Source organism: Salinibius halmophilus, assembly GCF_003577475.1.
In the GTDB taxonomy this organism is placed as follows: domain Bacteria; phylum Pseudomonadota; class Gammaproteobacteria; order Pseudomonadales; family Natronospirillaceae; genus Salinibius; species Salinibius halmophilus.
Genome location: NZ_QPEP01000010.1, coordinates 108,603 through 125,821, shown reverse-complemented (window position 1 = coordinate 125,821; position 17,219 = coordinate 108,603). Strand labels below are relative to the sequence as shown.

Below are 17,219 nucleotides of genomic sequence, written 5' to 3'. Positions count from 1 at the left end.
GTCTACTTGCTAGCAAGCTGTTTGCTTGCCGTTTGTTTTAAATGCCATTCCACCGCAATAAAAGCAAACGGGATCAGGGATGCGATAAACAGCATCAGTGTGTATAACAATGTCCACTTACGCCACAGTGCGCAGGCGAACAACGCCGCAATATAGATCACAAATAACACACCGTGTCCCATCCCCAGCACAGAGACATAATCTCGACTTAGCCACCCAAGCGTCACGCTCAAAATTAGCAAATACGAGATACCTTCAATAACACTAACAAGGCGAAAAAAATTAAGCATAGGGCACACTAGTCTAAAATCCGACGCGTACTTTACCATATCGGTGAACAGATTTTTAATGGTGGAACCTTATGTTAAGCGACCTATCAGCCACAACCTGCCCTCATTGCAATGCACCCATCGAGATTGTTTACGTGCCAGCCGATGGTGACCAAGAATACATAGAGGACTGCGAAGTATGCTGCAAGCCTATGCTAGTACAAGTGATCGGTAATGAGGTGATTGTTGAGCGAGAAACTTAACGACTGCGCATCACCACCCAGCTGCTATTGGTATTAATCACCTGCCAGCCAAGTTTGGCATATAAGCCACCATCAAGGTGCTCGGTGCGCGCGTAGAGGCGCTGATTTCGTTGCGCATGCTTAACCAACTGTGATGCGATACCCTGTTGGCGATAAGCTGGCAGTACCAGCAAGTTAGCCAACCAATACCGAGTACCCCACCATTCACGCCTGATCTGCACGCTGGCCACCAGGTTGCCATTGTGCAACGCTAGCAGCACCTTGTGGCGCTGCAGCTGGCGATCAAACAACCTATGCTCTGACTCTAAGCTCCCCCACTGGCGCACATAACTTTGCCGGACTTGGTGATAAAAATCAGGGTGCTCAGATAGACATGTCAGAGATACACGCATAGAGACGCAGTTCCGATGTGAATGTAGGTCTTTAAGTATCGCGAAGCGATCTTGAAGACATGATTATAGCAATAAGTGAAAAATCGGTGGAGTTAGCGGGATGTAACCGGCAACCCGTTCTGGGCCGACACTCGGCGCTGACCGCGTTAGGTCATCCATATATTGGAAACCGTTCAAAGATTTGGTGGAGCTAAGCGGGATGTAACCGGCAACCGCGTTGCGCTGACCGCGTTAGGTCATCCATATATTGGAAACCGTTCAAAGATTTGGTGGAGCTAAGCGGGATCGAACCGCTGACCTCCTGCATGCCATGCAGGCGCTCTCCCAGCTGAGCTATAGCCCCAATTACTTGACGTTGCAATGACGATTACAACTTGGGATGAATTGTCTGCAAAAACCTCTTCGAGGTTATTTACAGACCTACGATCTGAGATTGATCTTTAATTCCAATTGGTGGAGCTAAGCGGGATCGAACCGCTGACCTCCTGCATGCCATGCAGGCGCTCTCCCAGCTGAGCTATAGCCCCACATCTTGGAACGGTTGGAGATTTTACCGAGTTATCCCCTTCGGTCAACCCCCAAATATCTGATTTTATTAACTTTTTTTCGACGCCAGAATATTTACCTGATGCCAAAACGGGTGCGACGGCGCTGGCAATGGTGTACCTGCCATACTGGCAATTTCAAGCCAGATCGCCAGTTCACCAAACTCAGGCACTCGCTCAAGCGTGCGCACTTGGTCTTTTACAGCCACCCAGATGCGCTCATCGTTGCGATTAAGCTGCCACGCCAAGCCAGGGGCATGGCGGTGCTTAGGGTCAGCAAAGACAGACTTAATCAGCGCTGGGGCAAAGCCAATATCCTCACATTGAATACCAGTTGAGCCACGCTGTTGAAACCAGTCTAACGTGCGAAAGTAAATGGCTTTATTGTGCCAATATAGCTCCCAATGCACGGTTTCACCCTGAGGCCCTGGCACACAAACCGATGCCAGGATCTCCTCTGGATCAATTTGACTGACCATTGCCCGCATACGCGGGCGCCGGTCATTTTGAGTCCATCTAACTGCTTGCATTGTCCATCCCAAAAATCAGGTTAGTCCATGAAGGTGCCGATTTCGGCAAACTCTTTCTCAAGCCTTTTCAGTTGTTTCTTCGAAGGCGTGCCAACAACTTCAAGCGCGTGACGAAGCCGTGCACGGGTCATATCAGGGCCTAGGTAGTCCATGGCTTCCAATACAGAAACCGAGCGTGGCTCACCAGTAATGGCAACAAAGAAGGGGAACAGTGCGTCTTTTAACTTCAGACCAAGGTGCTCGCCCACTGCTTTCACGTCTGCCATGATCGCTGGTTTGTTCCAGTGGCGCTGAGTTTCAAGCTTCCATAGACCGAACTGCAAAAGCTTCTGCAGTGTTTCTTCGTCAATCTTGTTGTGAGCGAAATCTTCTGCTTTGATATTTGGCATACCAGCAAAGAAGAACGCCGCTAGCGGTGCGACATCAGAAAGACGCTCAACACGCTCTTGCACCAATGGCATGAACTTATTGATGTATTCTTCGTTGAACGCCCAGTCTTTCAGCGCTTGCACAAACTGATCTGTGCTCATGTCTTCGCGAATATAACGACCATTTAGCCAGTTTAGCTTTTCAACGTCGAATACCGGACCACCTAGTGATACACGGTTAATATCAAAGTTGTCAGTCATTTCAGTCAGCGAGAACTTCTCATCACCATTTGGCATGGTCCAGCCCATCATGCCAAGGTAGTTCAATAGCGCCTCTGGCAAGATACCCATTTTTTCATAGAAGGTGATCGACGTTGGGTTCTTACGCTTCGATAACTTCGACTTGTCGGCATTACGTAGTAGCGGCAAGTGGAAAAACGTTGGTGCTTCCCAGCCAAAGTGCTGGTACAGCAAAATGTGCTTAGGCGTTGACGAGATCCACTCTTCACCACGAATCACGTGCGTGATACCCATTAAGTGATCATCAACGACGTTGGCTAGGTGGTAGGCTGGCATACCGTCAGATTTCAGCAGTACTTGGTAGTCAACTTGTTTCCATTCGATGGCGATTGGGTCGCGCAGCATATCTGGCACTTCACATACGCCTTCACGTGGTACGTCCAGACGAATCACTGACTCTTCACCCGCTGCCAAACGCTCAGCCACTTCTTCTTTAGATAGGCCCTTACAACGACCATCGTAACCCGGTGGCTGGCTGTTTAGGCGCTGTTCACGGCGCATGGCATCCAAACGCTCGGTTGTGCAGAAACAGTGGAACGCCTTGCCTTCATCTACTAGCTGATCGGCGTATTTTTTGTAAATATCACCACGTTCACTTTGGCGGTAAGGACCATGCTCACCACCACAATCTGGCCCTTCATCCCATGTCAGACCTAACCACTTCAGCGAGTCAAGAATTGCTTTTTCACTTTCTGGCGTTGAACGCGCGCGGTCGGTGTCTTCGATACGCAAAATGAATTCGCCACCCTGGCTCTTGGCGAATACGCGGTTAAAAAGTGCGATATAAGCTGTGCCAACATGAGGATCGCCGGTTGGAGACGGGGCAACACGAGTTCTAATTTTGCTCATAATAATGGTATTGTCCTAAGTTAATGATGGCCGACATTATAGAGAGTTAAGTCGCGCCGATGAAGGATTAATTATTGCGGATAACTATTTATGACCACTGCGATTGTAATAGACAGTGCCTGTGATTTGCCACATGAGCAACTTGAACAGCCTCACATTGAGCTGGCGAGTGCCACAATCCGCATCAACGGGTTGCGTTTTCCCGATAAACGCCAACCTGAACGCATGCAAAAAATCTACCGCGATGGCCGCTTAGAACTCCCTGCCTTGGCTAGCACTGAGCCACCGTCAGTCGAGCAGTTCAGAAAAATTTTCCAGCAACTCGCCGAGCAAGAGACCGAAGAAATTTACGTTGTTAGCATTATGCGCAATCGCTCACCGACGCTGAGCAATGCAGAAGAAGCTGCCTCTCAGCTAAACAATGAGCTGCGCACACCGAGTAACAAGCTAGTCCATATCTACCCTTGTGATTCGGGTTCAATGTTTGCTGGCCATGGGCTAGTGGTAATGCATTTACAGAAAATGCTTGAACTAGAAGATAAAGATCATAGCCTATCGATGAATCAACGTGGCAGAGCCTACATTGATCAAACGGCTATCAATGCGCGCATGGACTTCTTTAGGCGGCGCACCGAGAACTATTTGGTGTTGCGAGAGCCCATTTATATGCGCAAGCGCGCACGGTTGAAAAACGACCACTCAGTTACGTGGCATTATGAATGGCTGTCCCGCTTGCGCCAGCGCTACCCAATCATCATCAATCACAACGGCGACACCCAAGCCATTAATAGTCAAAAAGGCTATCGCAATGCCATTAATGAAGTGATCGATATTTGCCAAGAAGCCATTCGCAATGACGAGATCTATAACAGCATGATTGCCATTTCGGTAGCCGACGACGTGGCATGGCTGCGCCAATTAGAAGCCTATGTACGCTTCAAAGAAGCCTGTCAGGCTTATGGCATTCGCCTGTTGGAGTCAGTGATGAGTTTATCTGGTGGAGTATATCTCGGGCCTGGCGCAGTTTCGATGGCGTTTACCAGGAAGTCAGCCAATCGCAGACTAACGGAATAACAGTTGGGATTGCCACTTAGGCAACCCCTACAAACACTTATAGAATAATACGTTTGATTTCGTCGTCTTTGCGCGCAACATAGTGAATGGATTCGATTTTACGAACCGTACGCGACTTACCACGAACCAGCAGGGTTTCGGTGATGGCTACATCACCATCGCGGCGCACGCCCTCAAGCAAATCACCCTTGGTAATACCCGTTGCCGAGAACACCAAGTTATCTGATTTCACCAGCTCTTCTAGCTTATAGACCCGATCCACCTCTACACCCATATCTTTACAGCGCGCCAGCTCAGTTGTCGCCGCCGCATCGTTTTCTGGGCTGTTGCCTTTGGCTTTATTGCGCAACAACAAGCGACCTTGCATGTCACCGCCTAGAGCACGCGTAACTGCAGCAGAAATAACGCCTTCAGGCGCGCCACCTACACAGTACATCACATCTACTTCAGAGATCGGCATCGAGCACAAAATTGACGCTGCCACATCACCATCAGGCAGCGCAAACACGCGACAGCCTAGCGCTTGAATTTGCTTGATCGGCTCATCATGACGAGGCTTGGCAAGTGTCACCACTGTCAGCTGGTCTATTGGCTTGTTTAGCACCTTGGCCACGTTACGAAGGTTGGTTTCTAATGGCAGGTTGAGATCAATATGACCTTTTGCTTTTGGGCCCACCACAAGCTTTTCCATGTACATATCTGGCGCTTTCAAAAAGCAACCCCGCTCGCCAGCGGCTAGCACTGCTACCGCGTTAGCCTGGCCCATGGCTGTCATGCGGGTCCCCTCAATTGGGTCTACCGCAATATCAACTTCTTCTTCGCCATGGCCTAGCTTTTCACCGATGTAGAGCATGGGCGCATCATCAATCTCACCTTCCCCAATCACAATTTCACCATCGATATCGGACTGGTTCAGCATATACCGCATGGCTTCAACCGCAGCACCATCAGCGATGTTCTTATCGCCTCGACCCAACCATTTATAGCCAGCTAGCGCAGCAGCTTCAGTCACACGAGAAAATTGCAAAGCGAGATCGCGACGCATTGAGTATTCCTATCAGTTTATGAGTTAACGCGGCAAGTATACCCATTTGGGCGGCATTTTGCCGCCTTGAAGGGCGCATTCAGCTACTTTGCCTGTCTTGATTAACGAACACGTCATCCGCTGGCGGCTGAAACAACCATTCTGGTGACCATACAAGCTGCATTTGACCATTCTCAATACGCGCGATTAGTGGCCATACTTTGTTCGGCGGCATGCCCATTGCTTCAAAAGCCTCGCGCCAACCGGGATTTGCCAAAGCACTTCGATCTAGGCGCCAATGCACATCTGGCACACATGCGCGTAGGTACAAGTCGAGCCTTGGCTGCCCAGACTCAATCATCACCCAGCCTTGATCATAGTCTTTGAGCGCGAATGGCACTTTTTTGCGCAGAACAAAATTACGCCTAGCCACTTTAGTCAGCCACCAACGCGGCAAAATAAGCCCCATAAATACGGTGAGCACGGCCGGCGCATAACCCGAGTCGACCATGATGAACGCCAAAACGCTCAGAACACCGCCTAACACACTAGGAACCACTTGTTCAAGGTCGCGCGCCAGCCAGCCAAGACGCCAACACAATCGATATATCAGCCAAACACTGCCTGCCAGGGCAGGATAGATATAATTAAAGTCTATTACTAATAAGCAATAGACCAATAAAATGGCCATGACCGACCAAACCAATTTGTTAGCAAAATGCCACCAAGGGCCCATATTTACTCCATTTGCGTCAATTTTTTATCAATAATCGAGACTGTAAGCCAAAGTTGGCAAGAAATATTCAAAATTATGCGTATAATCTCGTGCCCATAGCGATGCCGTTAACCATAACGAGTAGGCGTTCACGGCATTTGTGCCTAAAGTTGTTACGAGTAGTGAGTAAAATATGACTGCTATCCCACGTTTACATCAGCTGTCTAATATCCAACAGCACTATGTGAAGTTTTTCCAAGCAGTGCAAAAATCTGGCTTTAAGGGAGATGTGTCGCCCGAATATAGTCAGCGAACCGTTCTCGCCACCGACAACTCGATTTATCAAATGTTACCACAAGGTGTGCTCTACCCTGCCAACGAGCAGGATTTGCAGATTATTGCGGGTATTTTGGCACAGCCTGAGTTTTATGATGTGAAGATTGGTCCACGTGGGGGCGGCACCGGCACGAATGGTCAGTCGCTCACTGATGGCGTTGTTGTTGATGTGTCGCGCCACATGAACCAGATTCTGGAGATCAATGCCGAGGAAGGCTGGGTGCGTGTGCAATCTGGGGTAGTCAAAGATCAGCTAAATGCTGCCCTAAAACCGCACGGCCTATTTTTTGCTCCAGAATTGTCAACTTCGAACCGCGCTACCATTGGCGGTATGATCTCGACCGACGCCTCAGGCCAAGGCTCGGTGCTGTACGGTAAAACTCGCGATCACGTGTTAGCAACGCGCACCATTATTCATGGCGGCGAAGTGCTGCAAACGGCACCAATCACCGACGACATCATTGATGGCATGGACAACGGCGATAGCCGCATTGGTGATATTTACCGCACTGCTCGTGCTGCCTTTGATCACAACAAGGCCGACATTGATGAAAAATTCCCGCCGTTAAACCGCTGTTTAACTGGCTACGACTTGGCGCACATCCGCAACGACGACGGCCTAGTTGATTTAAACAACCTGATTTGTGGTTCAGAAGGCACGCTTGGTTTAATTAGTGAAGCCAAGCTCAATGTATTGCCGATTCCTAAAGTCGCCTCTCTAATCTGTGTTTGTTACGAAAGCTTTGAAGCCTCGATGCGCGACGCGCAGGCTCTCATGGCGCACCAGCCAAGCTCGATCGAAACGGTCGACAGCTTTGTACTGCAGCTCGCCAAAGACGACCTAATTTGGCACACGGTGGAAGACTTCTTCCCAGCGGCCGAAGGCAAAGACATTGCTGGTGTGAACTTTGTTGAATACACCGCTGATGATGAAGCCACTCTCGAAGCCAATATGAAGTCGGTGCTTGATCACCTAGACAGCGTTAAAGGCCAAGCGAATCAAGCCTTTGCTTATGGTATTGCTAAAGGCGATGCCAATGTGAAAAAAGTATGGGCAATGCGTAAAAAGGCAGTAGGTCTTTTAGGTAATGCCAAAGGTGAAGCACGACCTATTCCGTTCGTTGAAGACACGGCTGTGCCACCAGAAAACCTAGCCGATTTCATTATGGATTTTCGCGCTGTGCTCGATCGTTATAACCTGCGTTATGGCATGTTTGGCCACGTCGATGCAGGTGTACTTCACGTGCGCCCTGCCATTGACATGAAAGATGCTGAACAAGCCAAACTGATTCGCAGCGTGACCGATGAAGTTGTTGAGCTAGTGAAAAAGTACAACGGTCTACTTTGGGGTGAGCACGGTAAAGGTGTGCGCTCGGAATACGCGCCGAAATTCTTTGGCAGCCTGTACCCGATTCTACAAGAGATCAAAGCCAGCTTTGACCCACACAACCAGTTTAACCCTGGCAAAATCGCTACGCCAAAAGAAGACATTCCACTTTATAAAATTGATGAAGTGACCACACGTGGCGAATTAGATGCAACGATCAAACAAGAAAGCTGGCAGCAGTTCGACACTGGCATGTACTGTAATGGTAACGGCGCTTGTTATAACTGGGACCCAGCCGATGCCATGTGCCCAAGTTATAAGGTCACGCGCGATCGTCGTCATTCACCAAAAGGCCGCTCAAGCCTAATTCGTGAATGGCTGCGCTTATTAAGCGAGCGTGACATCGACAGCCAACAAGTAACCGATAAAATTCGCTCACGTGGTGTGATTGCCACAGCTGCGCGCTACCCAGGCAAACTAATTCGAACTGCTGGCAATGATTACGACTACAGCAACGAAGTGTACGAGAGCATGGGTGCTTGTTTGGCTTGTAAGAGCTGTACTGGCGCCTGCCCTATTAAAGTTGACGTGCCTGAGTTCCGTGCTCGCTTCCTGGAGCTGTATCACGACCGTTATGCGCGACCACTAAAAGATTACTTGATCGGCACACTTGAGTTTTTGATGCCAGTATTCCGCCCAGTGCCGTGGTTATACAATCTGCCAATGAGCCTACCACCAGTAAAATGGGCGCTGGCTAAGTTTGCTGGCATGGTCGACAGCCCAATGCTGGATAAAATCAACTTTGCCAAAGAAGCCAAGGCACGCGGCTTTCAGTTTGCCGACCCTAAAGCGTTGGCAAAACTAAGCAGAGAAGAGCGCCAGCGCACCCCTATTTTGGTGCAAGATGCGTTCTACAGCTACTTCGACCCGGCGGTTGTATTAGACATTTTAGAGTCGATGCGGGTGATGGGCTTTGAGCCACAAATCATGCCATTCTCGGCCAACGGCAAGCCATTGCACGTGCACGGCTTTTTGACCACCTTCAAAAAGGTAGCGCTGCGCACCTCAAACAAACTGCGCCAGTTTACCGAACTGAATTTACCCTTGGTGGGCGTAGACCCATCGATGACCCTGAGCTATCGTGCTGAATACAAAAAGTATGTTGGCGACGACAGCCCGGAAGTCATGTTAGTGCAAGAATTCCTTGCTAAACATGCAGAAGAAATTCGCCAACGCAATATCAACCTAGGCGGTGAAACTTATCACCTACTCGGCCACTGTACCGAAAAGACCAATGCCGCCAATTCCCAAAAGGATTGGGCGACGGTTTTTGCATCAGTTGGCTTGGTGCTACAACACGAAAGTGTTGGCTGCTGCGGCATGGCAGGCACATATGGGCATGAAACGCGAAACAAGGAAGCGTCTATCAAGCTCTGGAATATGTCTTGGCAGGACCCTGTGCAAAACAAGCAAAACCTTGTTGCACCGGGCTACAGTTGCCGCAGTCAAGCAAAACGCGTGGAAGGCGTGGCCATTCCACATCCATTACAAGTTATTGTTAAACGTAGTAAGGAAGTAAAGTCACAATGAGCACTTGGACTCCGCAAACCTGGCGAGAAAAGCCAATCTTACAGCAACCGACCTACCCAGATGCAGCCAAGGTCGCCGAAGTAGAAGCAGAATTAAAGCGTCAGGCTCCTTTGGTATTTGCTGGTGAAATTCGTAACCTAAAGCAAGAATTGGCTGCAGTGTCTCGCGGCGACGCGTTTTTGCTGCAAGGTGGCGACTGCGCGGAGAGCTTTGCCGAGTTTTCTGCTGACAATATTCGCGACACCTTCAAGGTCATGTTACAAATGGCCATCGTGCTGACTTTTGGCGCGAAAAAACCAGTTGTTAAGATCGGCCGTGTAGCGGGTCAGTTTGCCAAGCCACGCTCTGCTGATACCGAAACCATCGACGGTGTAACACTCCCTGCATATCGTGGTGACATCATCAACGATATTAAGTTCACTGAAGAAGCGCGTATTCCAGACCCTGAGCGTTTGCTGAAGGCCTACCATCAGTCGGCGGCAACCTCTAACCTAATCCGCGCTTTTGCCCGTGGTGGCTTGGCTGACCTTCACAAGGTACACCAATGGAACCTAGACTTCGTAAAACGCAGCCCACTCGCTGAGCGTTACAACGATCTAGCTGAGCGTTTGGAAGAAACCCTAGCGTTCATCAAAGCAGTTGGTATTAATGGCATCACCACGCCACAACTGCAAGAAACGTCGTTCTACACTTCACACGAAGCGCTGCTGCTTAATTATGAAGAAGCCTTCACTCGTGTAGATAGCCTAACGGGTGACTGGTACGACACCTCTGCGCACATGTTATGGATTGGTGACCGTACACGCCAGCCTGACCATGCTCACATTGAGTTTGCCCGTGGTATTCAGAACCCAATCGGTCTAAAAGCCGGCCCAACAACAAGCGTTGATGATTTGCTTCGCAACATCGACAGCCTAAACCCGAACAACGAAGAAGGTAAGCTAAATATCATCGTTCGTATGGGTGCAGGTAACGTAGAGAAGCACTTCACTGACTTACTGCGCGCAGTAAGCAAAGAAGGCAAAAACGTTGCTTGGTCTTGCGACCCAATGCATGGCAATACCATTAAAACAGAGAATGGCTACAAGACTCGTCGCGCCGAAGATGTACTGTCGGAAGTAAAAGAGTTCTTCCAGATCCACAAAGCGGAAGGCACCAACGCTGGTGGTGTTCACTTTGAAATGACGGGCCGCAACGTTACTGAGTGCTTGGGTGGTCAGTACGACCTAACACAGCATGATCTAGCTGAGCGCTACCACACGCACTGTGATCCACGTCTTAACGCTGACCAATCACTAGAGCTTGCGTTCTTGATTGCTGACAGCCTAAAAGATGCAGCAAAATAATGCTTTGCTGAAGATATAAAAAAAGCTGGCTTAGCCAGCTTTTTTTATGATTGATCTTCCTTTGGCGTCTCATGCCCAACAAGCGACTCGCCAATAAAAAAGCCAGCCAAACCACCTGCACCTGCAATGGCCGTAATAAACAACCAACCCGCTACCGTTGCCAGCGACCAACCGCCGTTCACATCAGCAATGGTAATGACATAGGCAAAGCCAATAAGCGCAAGCAATGCTGGAATAATAACTGCGGTGTAGCGCCCTACTTTATCGTCCCGCCAAATAAAGCAGAAACCGCCAACAATCAAAGCTGGAACCAACACCAATAACCAAGCCATAGCGACTCCTTAAGCACTTAGTTGAACACAGGGTTATACGAAGTATCGCCTAGTTTTGGCCATCTTGCAGAGATTAAAATTTTGGTGCGGCGCATAACAACGGTTATGCGCCCAGAATAAAACTACTTGAGTAGTTTTTTTAGACGCGCTTTGTACTCACTACCGAGTTTTTCATGACGCAAACCGTATTCCACATTGGCCATCATGTAGCCCAATTTGCTGCCACAATCATGTGAGCGGCCTTTCATGTAGTAGGCATTAACGGTTTCTTTTTCCATCAGCATAAACATGGCGTCGGTTAGCTGAATCTCGTCTCCTGCACCTGGTGGTGTACGCTCTAGCAAGTCCCAGGTTGCCGCAGATAAAACATAACGACCAACAATCGAAAGGTTACTAGGTGCTTCTTCAACTGGCGGTTTTTCCACCATGTTTTTAATGGGTGCAACACCACCAGGCTTCAACTCAGCGCCGTTGACATCAACCACACCATACTGATCGACCTGCTCTTTCGGCACGCCCTCTACCATTACTTGGCTTTCTTGTGTGGTGTTATAAAGCTTGACCATTTCTGCCAAGTTATCGGCTTTTGGATTCGCTGCGACATCATCAATCAAAACATCTGGTAGCACGACTGCAAACGGGTTGTCGCCAACCAGTGGTCGAGCACATAGAACAGCATGACCAAGGCCTTTAGCAGTACCTTGGCGCACGTGCATAATGGTCACATCTTTCGGACAAATAGACTGAACTTCCTCCAACAATTGGCGCTTAACCCGCTTCTCCAATGTTGCTTCAAGTTCAAACGATGTATCAAAGTGGTTTTCGATGCTGTTTTTCGAGGCGTGCGTCACTAAGACAATTTCTTTAATACCCGCTTCAACACACTCGTTGACGATGTATTGAATCATCGGCTTGTCTACCACAGGCAGCATTTCTTTTGGGATGGCTTTAGTGGCTGGCAACATACGCGTGCCTAAACCAGCAACAGGGATAACAGCTTTTCTGACTTGCATGGGTGTCCTTATTTATTCGACTAGGCTTTCTGCCCTATGGTGTTATCGTAACGTGTTCATAACCGAAAACCCAGACTACGCACAAGCAATTTGCAAACGAGGTCATAATGTTCCAGCAAATCTAGTATAAGTCGTTGATATGAATAGCTTTTTGCGGTGATTTTCAAAAGCACAAAAAAAACCGCGACTAAAGCGCCGCGGTTTTGTCGATATCCCTAGCTGACTGCGTTAGCCATTCTCGCTGGTATCATCATTGTGCAAGTCAATCATGCCCGATTCATCGGCTGGCAAGCTTTTTGACTTATTTGAGTCATTTCGTGCCGCTTCTATGCGTGCCAAATAATCAGCTGTCACATCACCAGTGACATACTCACCGTTAAATACCGAGCAGTCATATTGCTCAATTTTGACGTCTGGCGCAGCTGCTTGCACAGCATCAATCAGATCTGGTAGGTCTTGGTAAATTAACCAGTCCGCACCAATTTCTTCTTGTACTTGTTCAGTTGTGCGCCCGTGTGCAATTAACTCACTGGCCGCTGGCATATCGATACCATAAACGTTTGGGTAACGAACAGCCGGAGCAGCGGAAGCAAAATAAACTTTTTTGGCGCCAGATTCGCGGGCCATCTCAATGATTTGATCACACGTTGTCCCACGCACGATTGAATCGTCTACCAGCAGTACAACCTTGTCTTTAAACTCAAGATTGATTGGGTTGAGTTTCTGCTTCACTGATTTTTTGCGAATGGCTTGGCCTGGCATGATAAAGGTGCGGCCAATGTAGCGGTTTTTAATAAACCCCTCGCGATACTCGACACCAAGCTCGGTGGCGAGTTGCAGCGCCGACGTTCGCGAGGTATCCGGAATTGGCATCACTACATCAATATCGTGCTCTGGACGCTCTCGTTTAATCTTTTTGGCGAGCGAACTGCCCATTTCAAGGCGCGCGTGATACACCGGAATGCCATCGATGATTGAATCTGGGCGTGCAAAATAAACGTGTTCAAAGATACAAGGGCTCAACTTGGCGTTATCAGCACAAATTTCGCTATGCATGGCACCAGAACTGTCAATATAAATACATTCACCTGGTGCGAGATCGCGAACCATCTCAAAACCACAGGCCGTTAATGCCACACTTTCACTGGCCAGCATGTACTCAGTGCGACCATCTTCAGTATGGCGAATACCATAACAAATTGGACGTATGCCATTCGGGTCACGAAAACCTAACATGCCATAGCCTGAGATCATGGCAACCACGGCATAACCACCACGACAGCGATTATGCGTAGCACGAACCGCAGCAAACACATCACTGGCTGTTGGCATTAACTTGCCAATTACTTGTAGTTCATGGGCAAGTACGTTCAACAATACTTCTGAGTCAGACGTGGTATTGATATGACGAAGGTCTTCGCGGAAGATCTCTTCACTTAGCTGCTCTGAGTTCGTTAGATTACCGTTGTGTGCCAAGGCAATGCCATAGGGTGAGTTGACATAGAATGGCTGTGATTCGGCCAAACTAGACGTACCAGCTGTTGGGTAGCGAGCATGCGCGATGCCCATATTGCCCACTAAGCGTTTCATATGGCGAGTACGGAACACATCACGCACTAAACCATTGCTTTTACGTAGATAAAATTTGCCACTTTCGGCCGTCACAATACCGGCAGCATCCTGCCCTCGGTGTTGCAGTACGGTCAATGCATCATACAACTGCTGATTGACCGGCGAATACCCATAAATGCCTGCAATTCCGCACATTTGCTGCTTTCCTCTACTTAATTGCTTAGCTCGATAAGTGTAGCGGAGACCTGCTGAAGGTGATCAGCTGTCCACGCTGCGATAGGTTCGACATATGGCAGCAAAAGGGAATCTGGCCACATTTGCTGCATAGAAAATACCTGCATTAAGCTGTACCCCAACACCACAACCAATAAGCCACGGGCAAAGCCAAATACACTACCCAACAGTCGATCTGAGCCCTTGAGGCCTACTTGTTCGACTGCTGAATGAAATAAAAAAGAGATGAGTGCACCAAGTATCAGCACACAGATAAAAACGGCAACGAAGGCTAATCCGACTTGTACGGTTGGTGATTCAAACCAATCAACAAAATAAATCGAGAGACGAGGCGCCATTAAACGGGCCAGCAGAAAAGCGGCAACCCAGCTAGCCAATGACATGGCCTCTTTGACGAAACCGCGTGCTAGGCTCACTAAGGTAGAGAGCAGCACTACTATGACGATAATCCAATCGATCAGGACCATGATTGACCTAGGTATCTAAAACGGGCGCAGTGTACCAGAGCCTCGTGTAATCACCAACATTAAGGCGTGAACTTAAGCACTAAGCCTGCCACAGAAAATTGCTCGTCTAATTGACGCTTTAACTCACGAGCCGTTGCCTCTTCAGCAACTGGGCCTACCATGACCTGATAAAACACGCGTTCATCGCGGGCGATCAAGTCTCGCACGAAGGCCACTTCCCCTGCAGCGCGCACATTTTCAACTAAACGCTCGGCGTTAGCCGCATCTGAGAAGGTTCCCAGCTGCACCACCCAACCAGCCGAGATGGTCGACACACTCGGTGTTGGTGACTGCACGCTTGGCGTTGGCTCCGCTAATAACTCGAGCGCATCCTCTTGATCGAGATACTCGACCACTTCAGCTGGCTGTGGTAGTTCAACAACTGGCGCGGGTGGGATGTCAACGCGCTGGGACGTTGGCACCACGCCACTACCATCAAATAGCCGCGGGAATACCAATGCACCTGCACTGACGACTAAAATAACACCTAGTACACGTCGAAGAATTAATCTTTTGTTGGATTGCTCAGCCATGATAACGCCGCAGAAACAGTAAAAAACGAGCCACAGACTAACACATTTTTACCTGTGCGTAGTGCGCCTTCTAGTGCCAGCTGCGGCGTTGCATACAAATCCGCAGCAAGACCTGTGCGCTCAGCCAACCCTTGCGCCGATAAGCCTCGTGGCACATCCAATCCAGCTAGGTGCCAGGTATCAGCGACTGGCTGCAAAGCACTGACCACACCGGCTAAATCTTTGTCCACTAAGCCAGCAAAGACCACTGCGAATGAACTGCCTGCTAATTGCTGCGCAAGGTTAGTCGCCGCTTCAGGGTTATGTGCTACATCTAACGTGACCGTTTGACCCTGCCAACTAATCGTTTGCATGCGCCCAATCAAAGCAGCCTTGGCCAAAGCTTTACTCACTAGCGCCGGTTCAAGGTCAACAAGGCGCTGCGCCGCCTGCATCGCGGTGGCGACATTGATGCGAGGTAAATTAAGCTTTGGCACTGTGAATGTTTGCTCGCCGACATACACGCCACTGTCCGTATCGCCAAAGTGCAGATCACGCAGAAGAACCTCAGCGTCTGTCTGCTCGGCTACTCTCAAAACCGACTCCGGCGGCGACGCTAGTCCAATCACAAAGGGCCGTGCAAAGCGGCAAATGCCCGCTTTTTCACGACCGATTGCCTCTAGGGTATCCCCTAAATAGTCTTGGTGGTCTAAACCAACCGATGTTAGTACAGCGACATCCGCATCGAGCAGGTTTACCGCATCCAAACGGCCACCCAGCCCAACCTCCAAAATCCAAACCTCCACTTCTGCTTGCCAGTAACAATAAAAGGCAGCAAGCGTAGTGAACTCGAAATAAGTAAGTGGGATATCACCGCGAGCTCGATCAACGTGCTCGAAGGCAGCTACAAGCGTGGCATCATCGACCGGCTGACCGTCAATCAAAATGCGTTCGTTAAATTGATGAAAATGCGGCGAGCTATAGCGGCCGGTATACAACCCATGCTCGGTTAACAATGCGTCAATATATGCACAAGTTGAGCCCTTACCATTGGTACCAGCAACCGTGACAACGGTTGCATCAACCCTACAGTTCATTGCTTGCCAAACGTGTCGCAAGCGATCCAACCCAAGCTCAATCTCGCTTGGGTGGTACTGCTCTATGCGCTGTAACCAATCCGCTAAGGTCATGAACGAGCGACTTCCGGCAACTGCATAAATTTAGCCAGGTTACGAGCGATGACATTGCGCATCTCATGGCGATGAACCACCATGTCGATCGCGCCATGCTCAAGTAAAAACTCTGCCGTTTGAAAATCATCCGGTAGTGCTTCACGAACAGTTTGCTCAATTACGCGACGACCAGCAAAACCAATAACCGCTTTTGGTTCGGCAATGTTCAAATCACCCAACATAGACAACGACGCAGACACACCACCGTAACAAGGGTCTAGCATCACGGAGATATATGGCAGACCGTTTTGACGCATTTTTTCAATGCCAGCCGATGTTTTTGCCATTTGCATAAGCGAGAACAGGGCTTCTTGCATGCGCGCCCCACCCGAGGTTGAGAAGCATACTAGTGGCAAGTTATTTGCCAAACAATGCTCAACGGCCATCGCAAACTTGTGGCCAACAACCGCGCCCATGGAACCACCCATGTATTTAAAATCAAATGCCGCCACAACAACTGGCACACCTTCCACCTTGCCAGACATTACGGTTAAGGCATCTTTTTCGCCTGTCGATTTTTGCGCCGCGGTAATACGATCTTTATAGCGCTTGCTGTCTTTAAATTTTAGGCGGTCAACCGGTTCAACTTCGGCACCAATTTCTTGGCGGCCGTCTTCGTCTAAAAATACATTAATTCGCGCCCGACCAGATAAACGCATATGGTGGTCGCACTTTGGACATACTTCTTGGTTACGCTCTAGCTCTGGGCGATACAATACAGCCGAGCAGCTAGGACATTTATCCCAAAGCCCTTCAGGCACACTGCTTGATGGCTTGCGCTCAGAGCGCATGATCGACGGTACAATTTTCTCTAACCAGCTACTCATTTCAAATTCCTACCCTAAATCCTTCCATCATTATGCGATATCCATGATCGCATACCTATGCTT

Annotated in this window: 17 protein-coding genes and 2 tRNA genes; 4 read left to right on the top strand and 15 right to left on the bottom strand. The window is 49.2% G+C overall.

Annotated features, from left to right (window positions below):
* Positions 1 to 2 precede the first annotated feature (2 nt).
* A complete protein-coding gene (locus DUW71_RS12635; protein ID WP_119395620.1) occupies positions 3 to 290 on the bottom strand; it encodes a DUF3817 domain-containing protein in 288 nt (95 codons plus the stop codon).
* Positions 291 to 361: 71 nt separating this feature from the next.
* Here DUW71_RS12635 and DUW71_RS12630 point away from each other — a divergent pair, with 71 nt between their 5' ends.
* Positions 362 to 532, top strand: coding sequence for a CPXCG motif-containing cysteine-rich protein (locus tag DUW71_RS12630; protein WP_119395619.1), 171 nt, complete (start codon positions 362 to 364; stop codon positions 530 to 532).
* On the opposite strand, the gene DUW71_RS12625 is transcribed toward DUW71_RS12630, so the two are convergent.
* From DUW71_RS12625 to gltX, 5 genes are all read right to left on the bottom strand, one after another.
* Entirely contained in the window at positions 529 to 924 is a 396-nt protein-coding gene (locus tag DUW71_RS12625) for a GNAT family N-acetyltransferase (RefSeq protein ID WP_119395618.1), read from the bottom strand. The two genes, DUW71_RS12630 and DUW71_RS12625, sit on opposite strands and share 4 nt — an antisense overlap.
* 267 nt (positions 925 to 1,191) lie before the next feature.
* Positions 1,192 to 1,267 (bottom strand) — tRNA-Ala (locus DUW71_RS12620).
* Positions 1,268 to 1,375: 108 nt separating this feature from the next.
* Positions 1,376 to 1,451 (bottom strand) — tRNA-Ala (locus DUW71_RS12615).
* Between the two features lie 68 nt (positions 1,452 to 1,519).
* Positions 1,520 to 1,999, bottom strand: coding sequence for a hypothetical protein (locus DUW71_RS12610; protein ID WP_119395617.1), 480 nt, complete (start codon positions 1,997 to 1,999; stop codon positions 1,520 to 1,522).
* Positions 2,000 to 2,019: 20 nt separating this feature from the next.
* Positions 2,020 to 3,516, bottom strand: coding sequence for a glutamate--tRNA ligase (gene gltX / locus DUW71_RS12605; RefSeq protein ID WP_119395616.1), 1,497 nt, complete (start codon positions 3,514 to 3,516; stop codon positions 2,020 to 2,022).
* Positions 3,517 to 3,606: 90 nt separating this feature from the next.
* Between gltX and DUW71_RS12600 the strand changes: the two genes are divergently transcribed.
* The gene (locus tag DUW71_RS12600; RefSeq protein WP_119395615.1) at positions 3,607 to 4,590 is read left to right on the top strand and encodes a DegV family protein; all 984 of its coding nucleotides are present in this window, start codon (positions 3,607 to 3,609) and stop codon (positions 4,588 to 4,590) included.
* 37 nt (positions 4,591 to 4,627) lie between these two features.
* On the opposite strand, the gene glpX is transcribed toward DUW71_RS12600, so the two are convergent.
* Both glpX and DUW71_RS12590 read right to left on the bottom strand, forming a co-directional pair.
* A complete protein-coding gene (gene glpX / locus DUW71_RS12595; protein ID WP_119395614.1) occupies positions 4,628 to 5,635 on the bottom strand; it encodes a class II fructose-bisphosphatase in 1,008 nt (335 codons plus the stop codon).
* A 79-nt stretch (positions 5,636 to 5,714) separates the two neighbouring features.
* Positions 5,715 to 6,350, bottom strand: coding sequence for a hypothetical protein (locus tag DUW71_RS12590; RefSeq protein WP_119395613.1), 636 nt, complete (start codon positions 6,348 to 6,350; stop codon positions 5,715 to 5,717).
* A 172-nt stretch (positions 6,351 to 6,522) separates the two neighbouring features.
* Between DUW71_RS12590 and ydiJ the strand changes: the two genes are divergently transcribed.
* Positions 6,523 to 9,582 (top strand): D-2-hydroxyglutarate dehydrogenase YdiJ, encoded by a 3,060-nt coding sequence (ydiJ, locus tag DUW71_RS12585; protein WP_119395612.1) that lies wholly within the window; start codon positions 6,523 to 6,525, stop codon positions 9,580 to 9,582.
* Positions 9,579 to 10,928, top strand: a complete 1,350-nt coding sequence (locus DUW71_RS12580) for a class II 3-deoxy-7-phosphoheptulonate synthase (protein WP_119395611.1) — start codon at positions 9,579 to 9,581, stop codon at positions 10,926 to 10,928. The genes ydiJ and DUW71_RS12580 overlap by 4 nt, the downstream gene beginning before the upstream one ends.
* Before the next feature lie 44 nt (positions 10,929 to 10,972).
* On the opposite strand, the gene DUW71_RS12575 is transcribed toward DUW71_RS12580, so the two are convergent.
* The 7 genes from DUW71_RS12575 to accD form a co-directional block, all read right to left on the bottom strand.
* Positions 10,973 to 11,260: a hypothetical protein gene (locus DUW71_RS12575; protein ID WP_119395610.1), complete on the bottom strand. Its 288-nt coding sequence runs from the start codon at positions 11,258 to 11,260 to the stop codon at positions 10,973 to 10,975.
* A gap of 122 nt (positions 11,261 to 11,382) precedes the next feature.
* Entirely contained in the window at positions 11,383 to 12,273 is an 891-nt protein-coding gene (gene galU / locus DUW71_RS12570; protein WP_119395609.1) for a UTP--glucose-1-phosphate uridylyltransferase GalU, read from the bottom strand.
* Positions 12,274 to 12,501: 228 nt separating this feature from the next.
* Positions 12,502 to 14,040: an amidophosphoribosyltransferase gene (gene purF / locus DUW71_RS12565; protein WP_119395608.1), complete on the bottom strand. Its 1,539-nt coding sequence runs from the start codon at positions 14,038 to 14,040 to the stop codon at positions 12,502 to 12,504.
* Between the two features lie 17 nt (positions 14,041 to 14,057).
* Positions 14,058 to 14,546, bottom strand: a complete 489-nt coding sequence (locus DUW71_RS12560) for a CvpA family protein (RefSeq protein ID WP_119395607.1) — start codon at positions 14,544 to 14,546, stop codon at positions 14,058 to 14,060.
* Between the two features lie 59 nt (positions 14,547 to 14,605).
* A complete protein-coding gene (locus DUW71_RS12555) occupies positions 14,606 to 15,118 on the bottom strand; it encodes an SPOR domain-containing protein (protein ID WP_119395606.1) in 513 nt (170 codons plus the stop codon).
* Entirely contained in the window at positions 15,091 to 16,287 is a 1,197-nt protein-coding gene (locus tag DUW71_RS12550; RefSeq protein WP_119395605.1) for a bifunctional folylpolyglutamate synthase/dihydrofolate synthase, read from the bottom strand. Before DUW71_RS12550 ends, DUW71_RS12555 begins: the two co-directional genes overlap by 28 nt.
* The gene (accD, locus tag DUW71_RS12545; protein WP_119395604.1) at positions 16,284 to 17,156 is read right to left on the bottom strand and encodes an acetyl-CoA carboxylase, carboxyltransferase subunit beta; all 873 of its coding nucleotides are present in this window, start codon (positions 17,154 to 17,156) and stop codon (positions 16,284 to 16,286) included. Before accD ends, DUW71_RS12550 begins: the two co-directional genes overlap by 4 nt.
* Between the last annotated feature and the right edge of the window lie 63 nt (positions 17,157 to 17,219).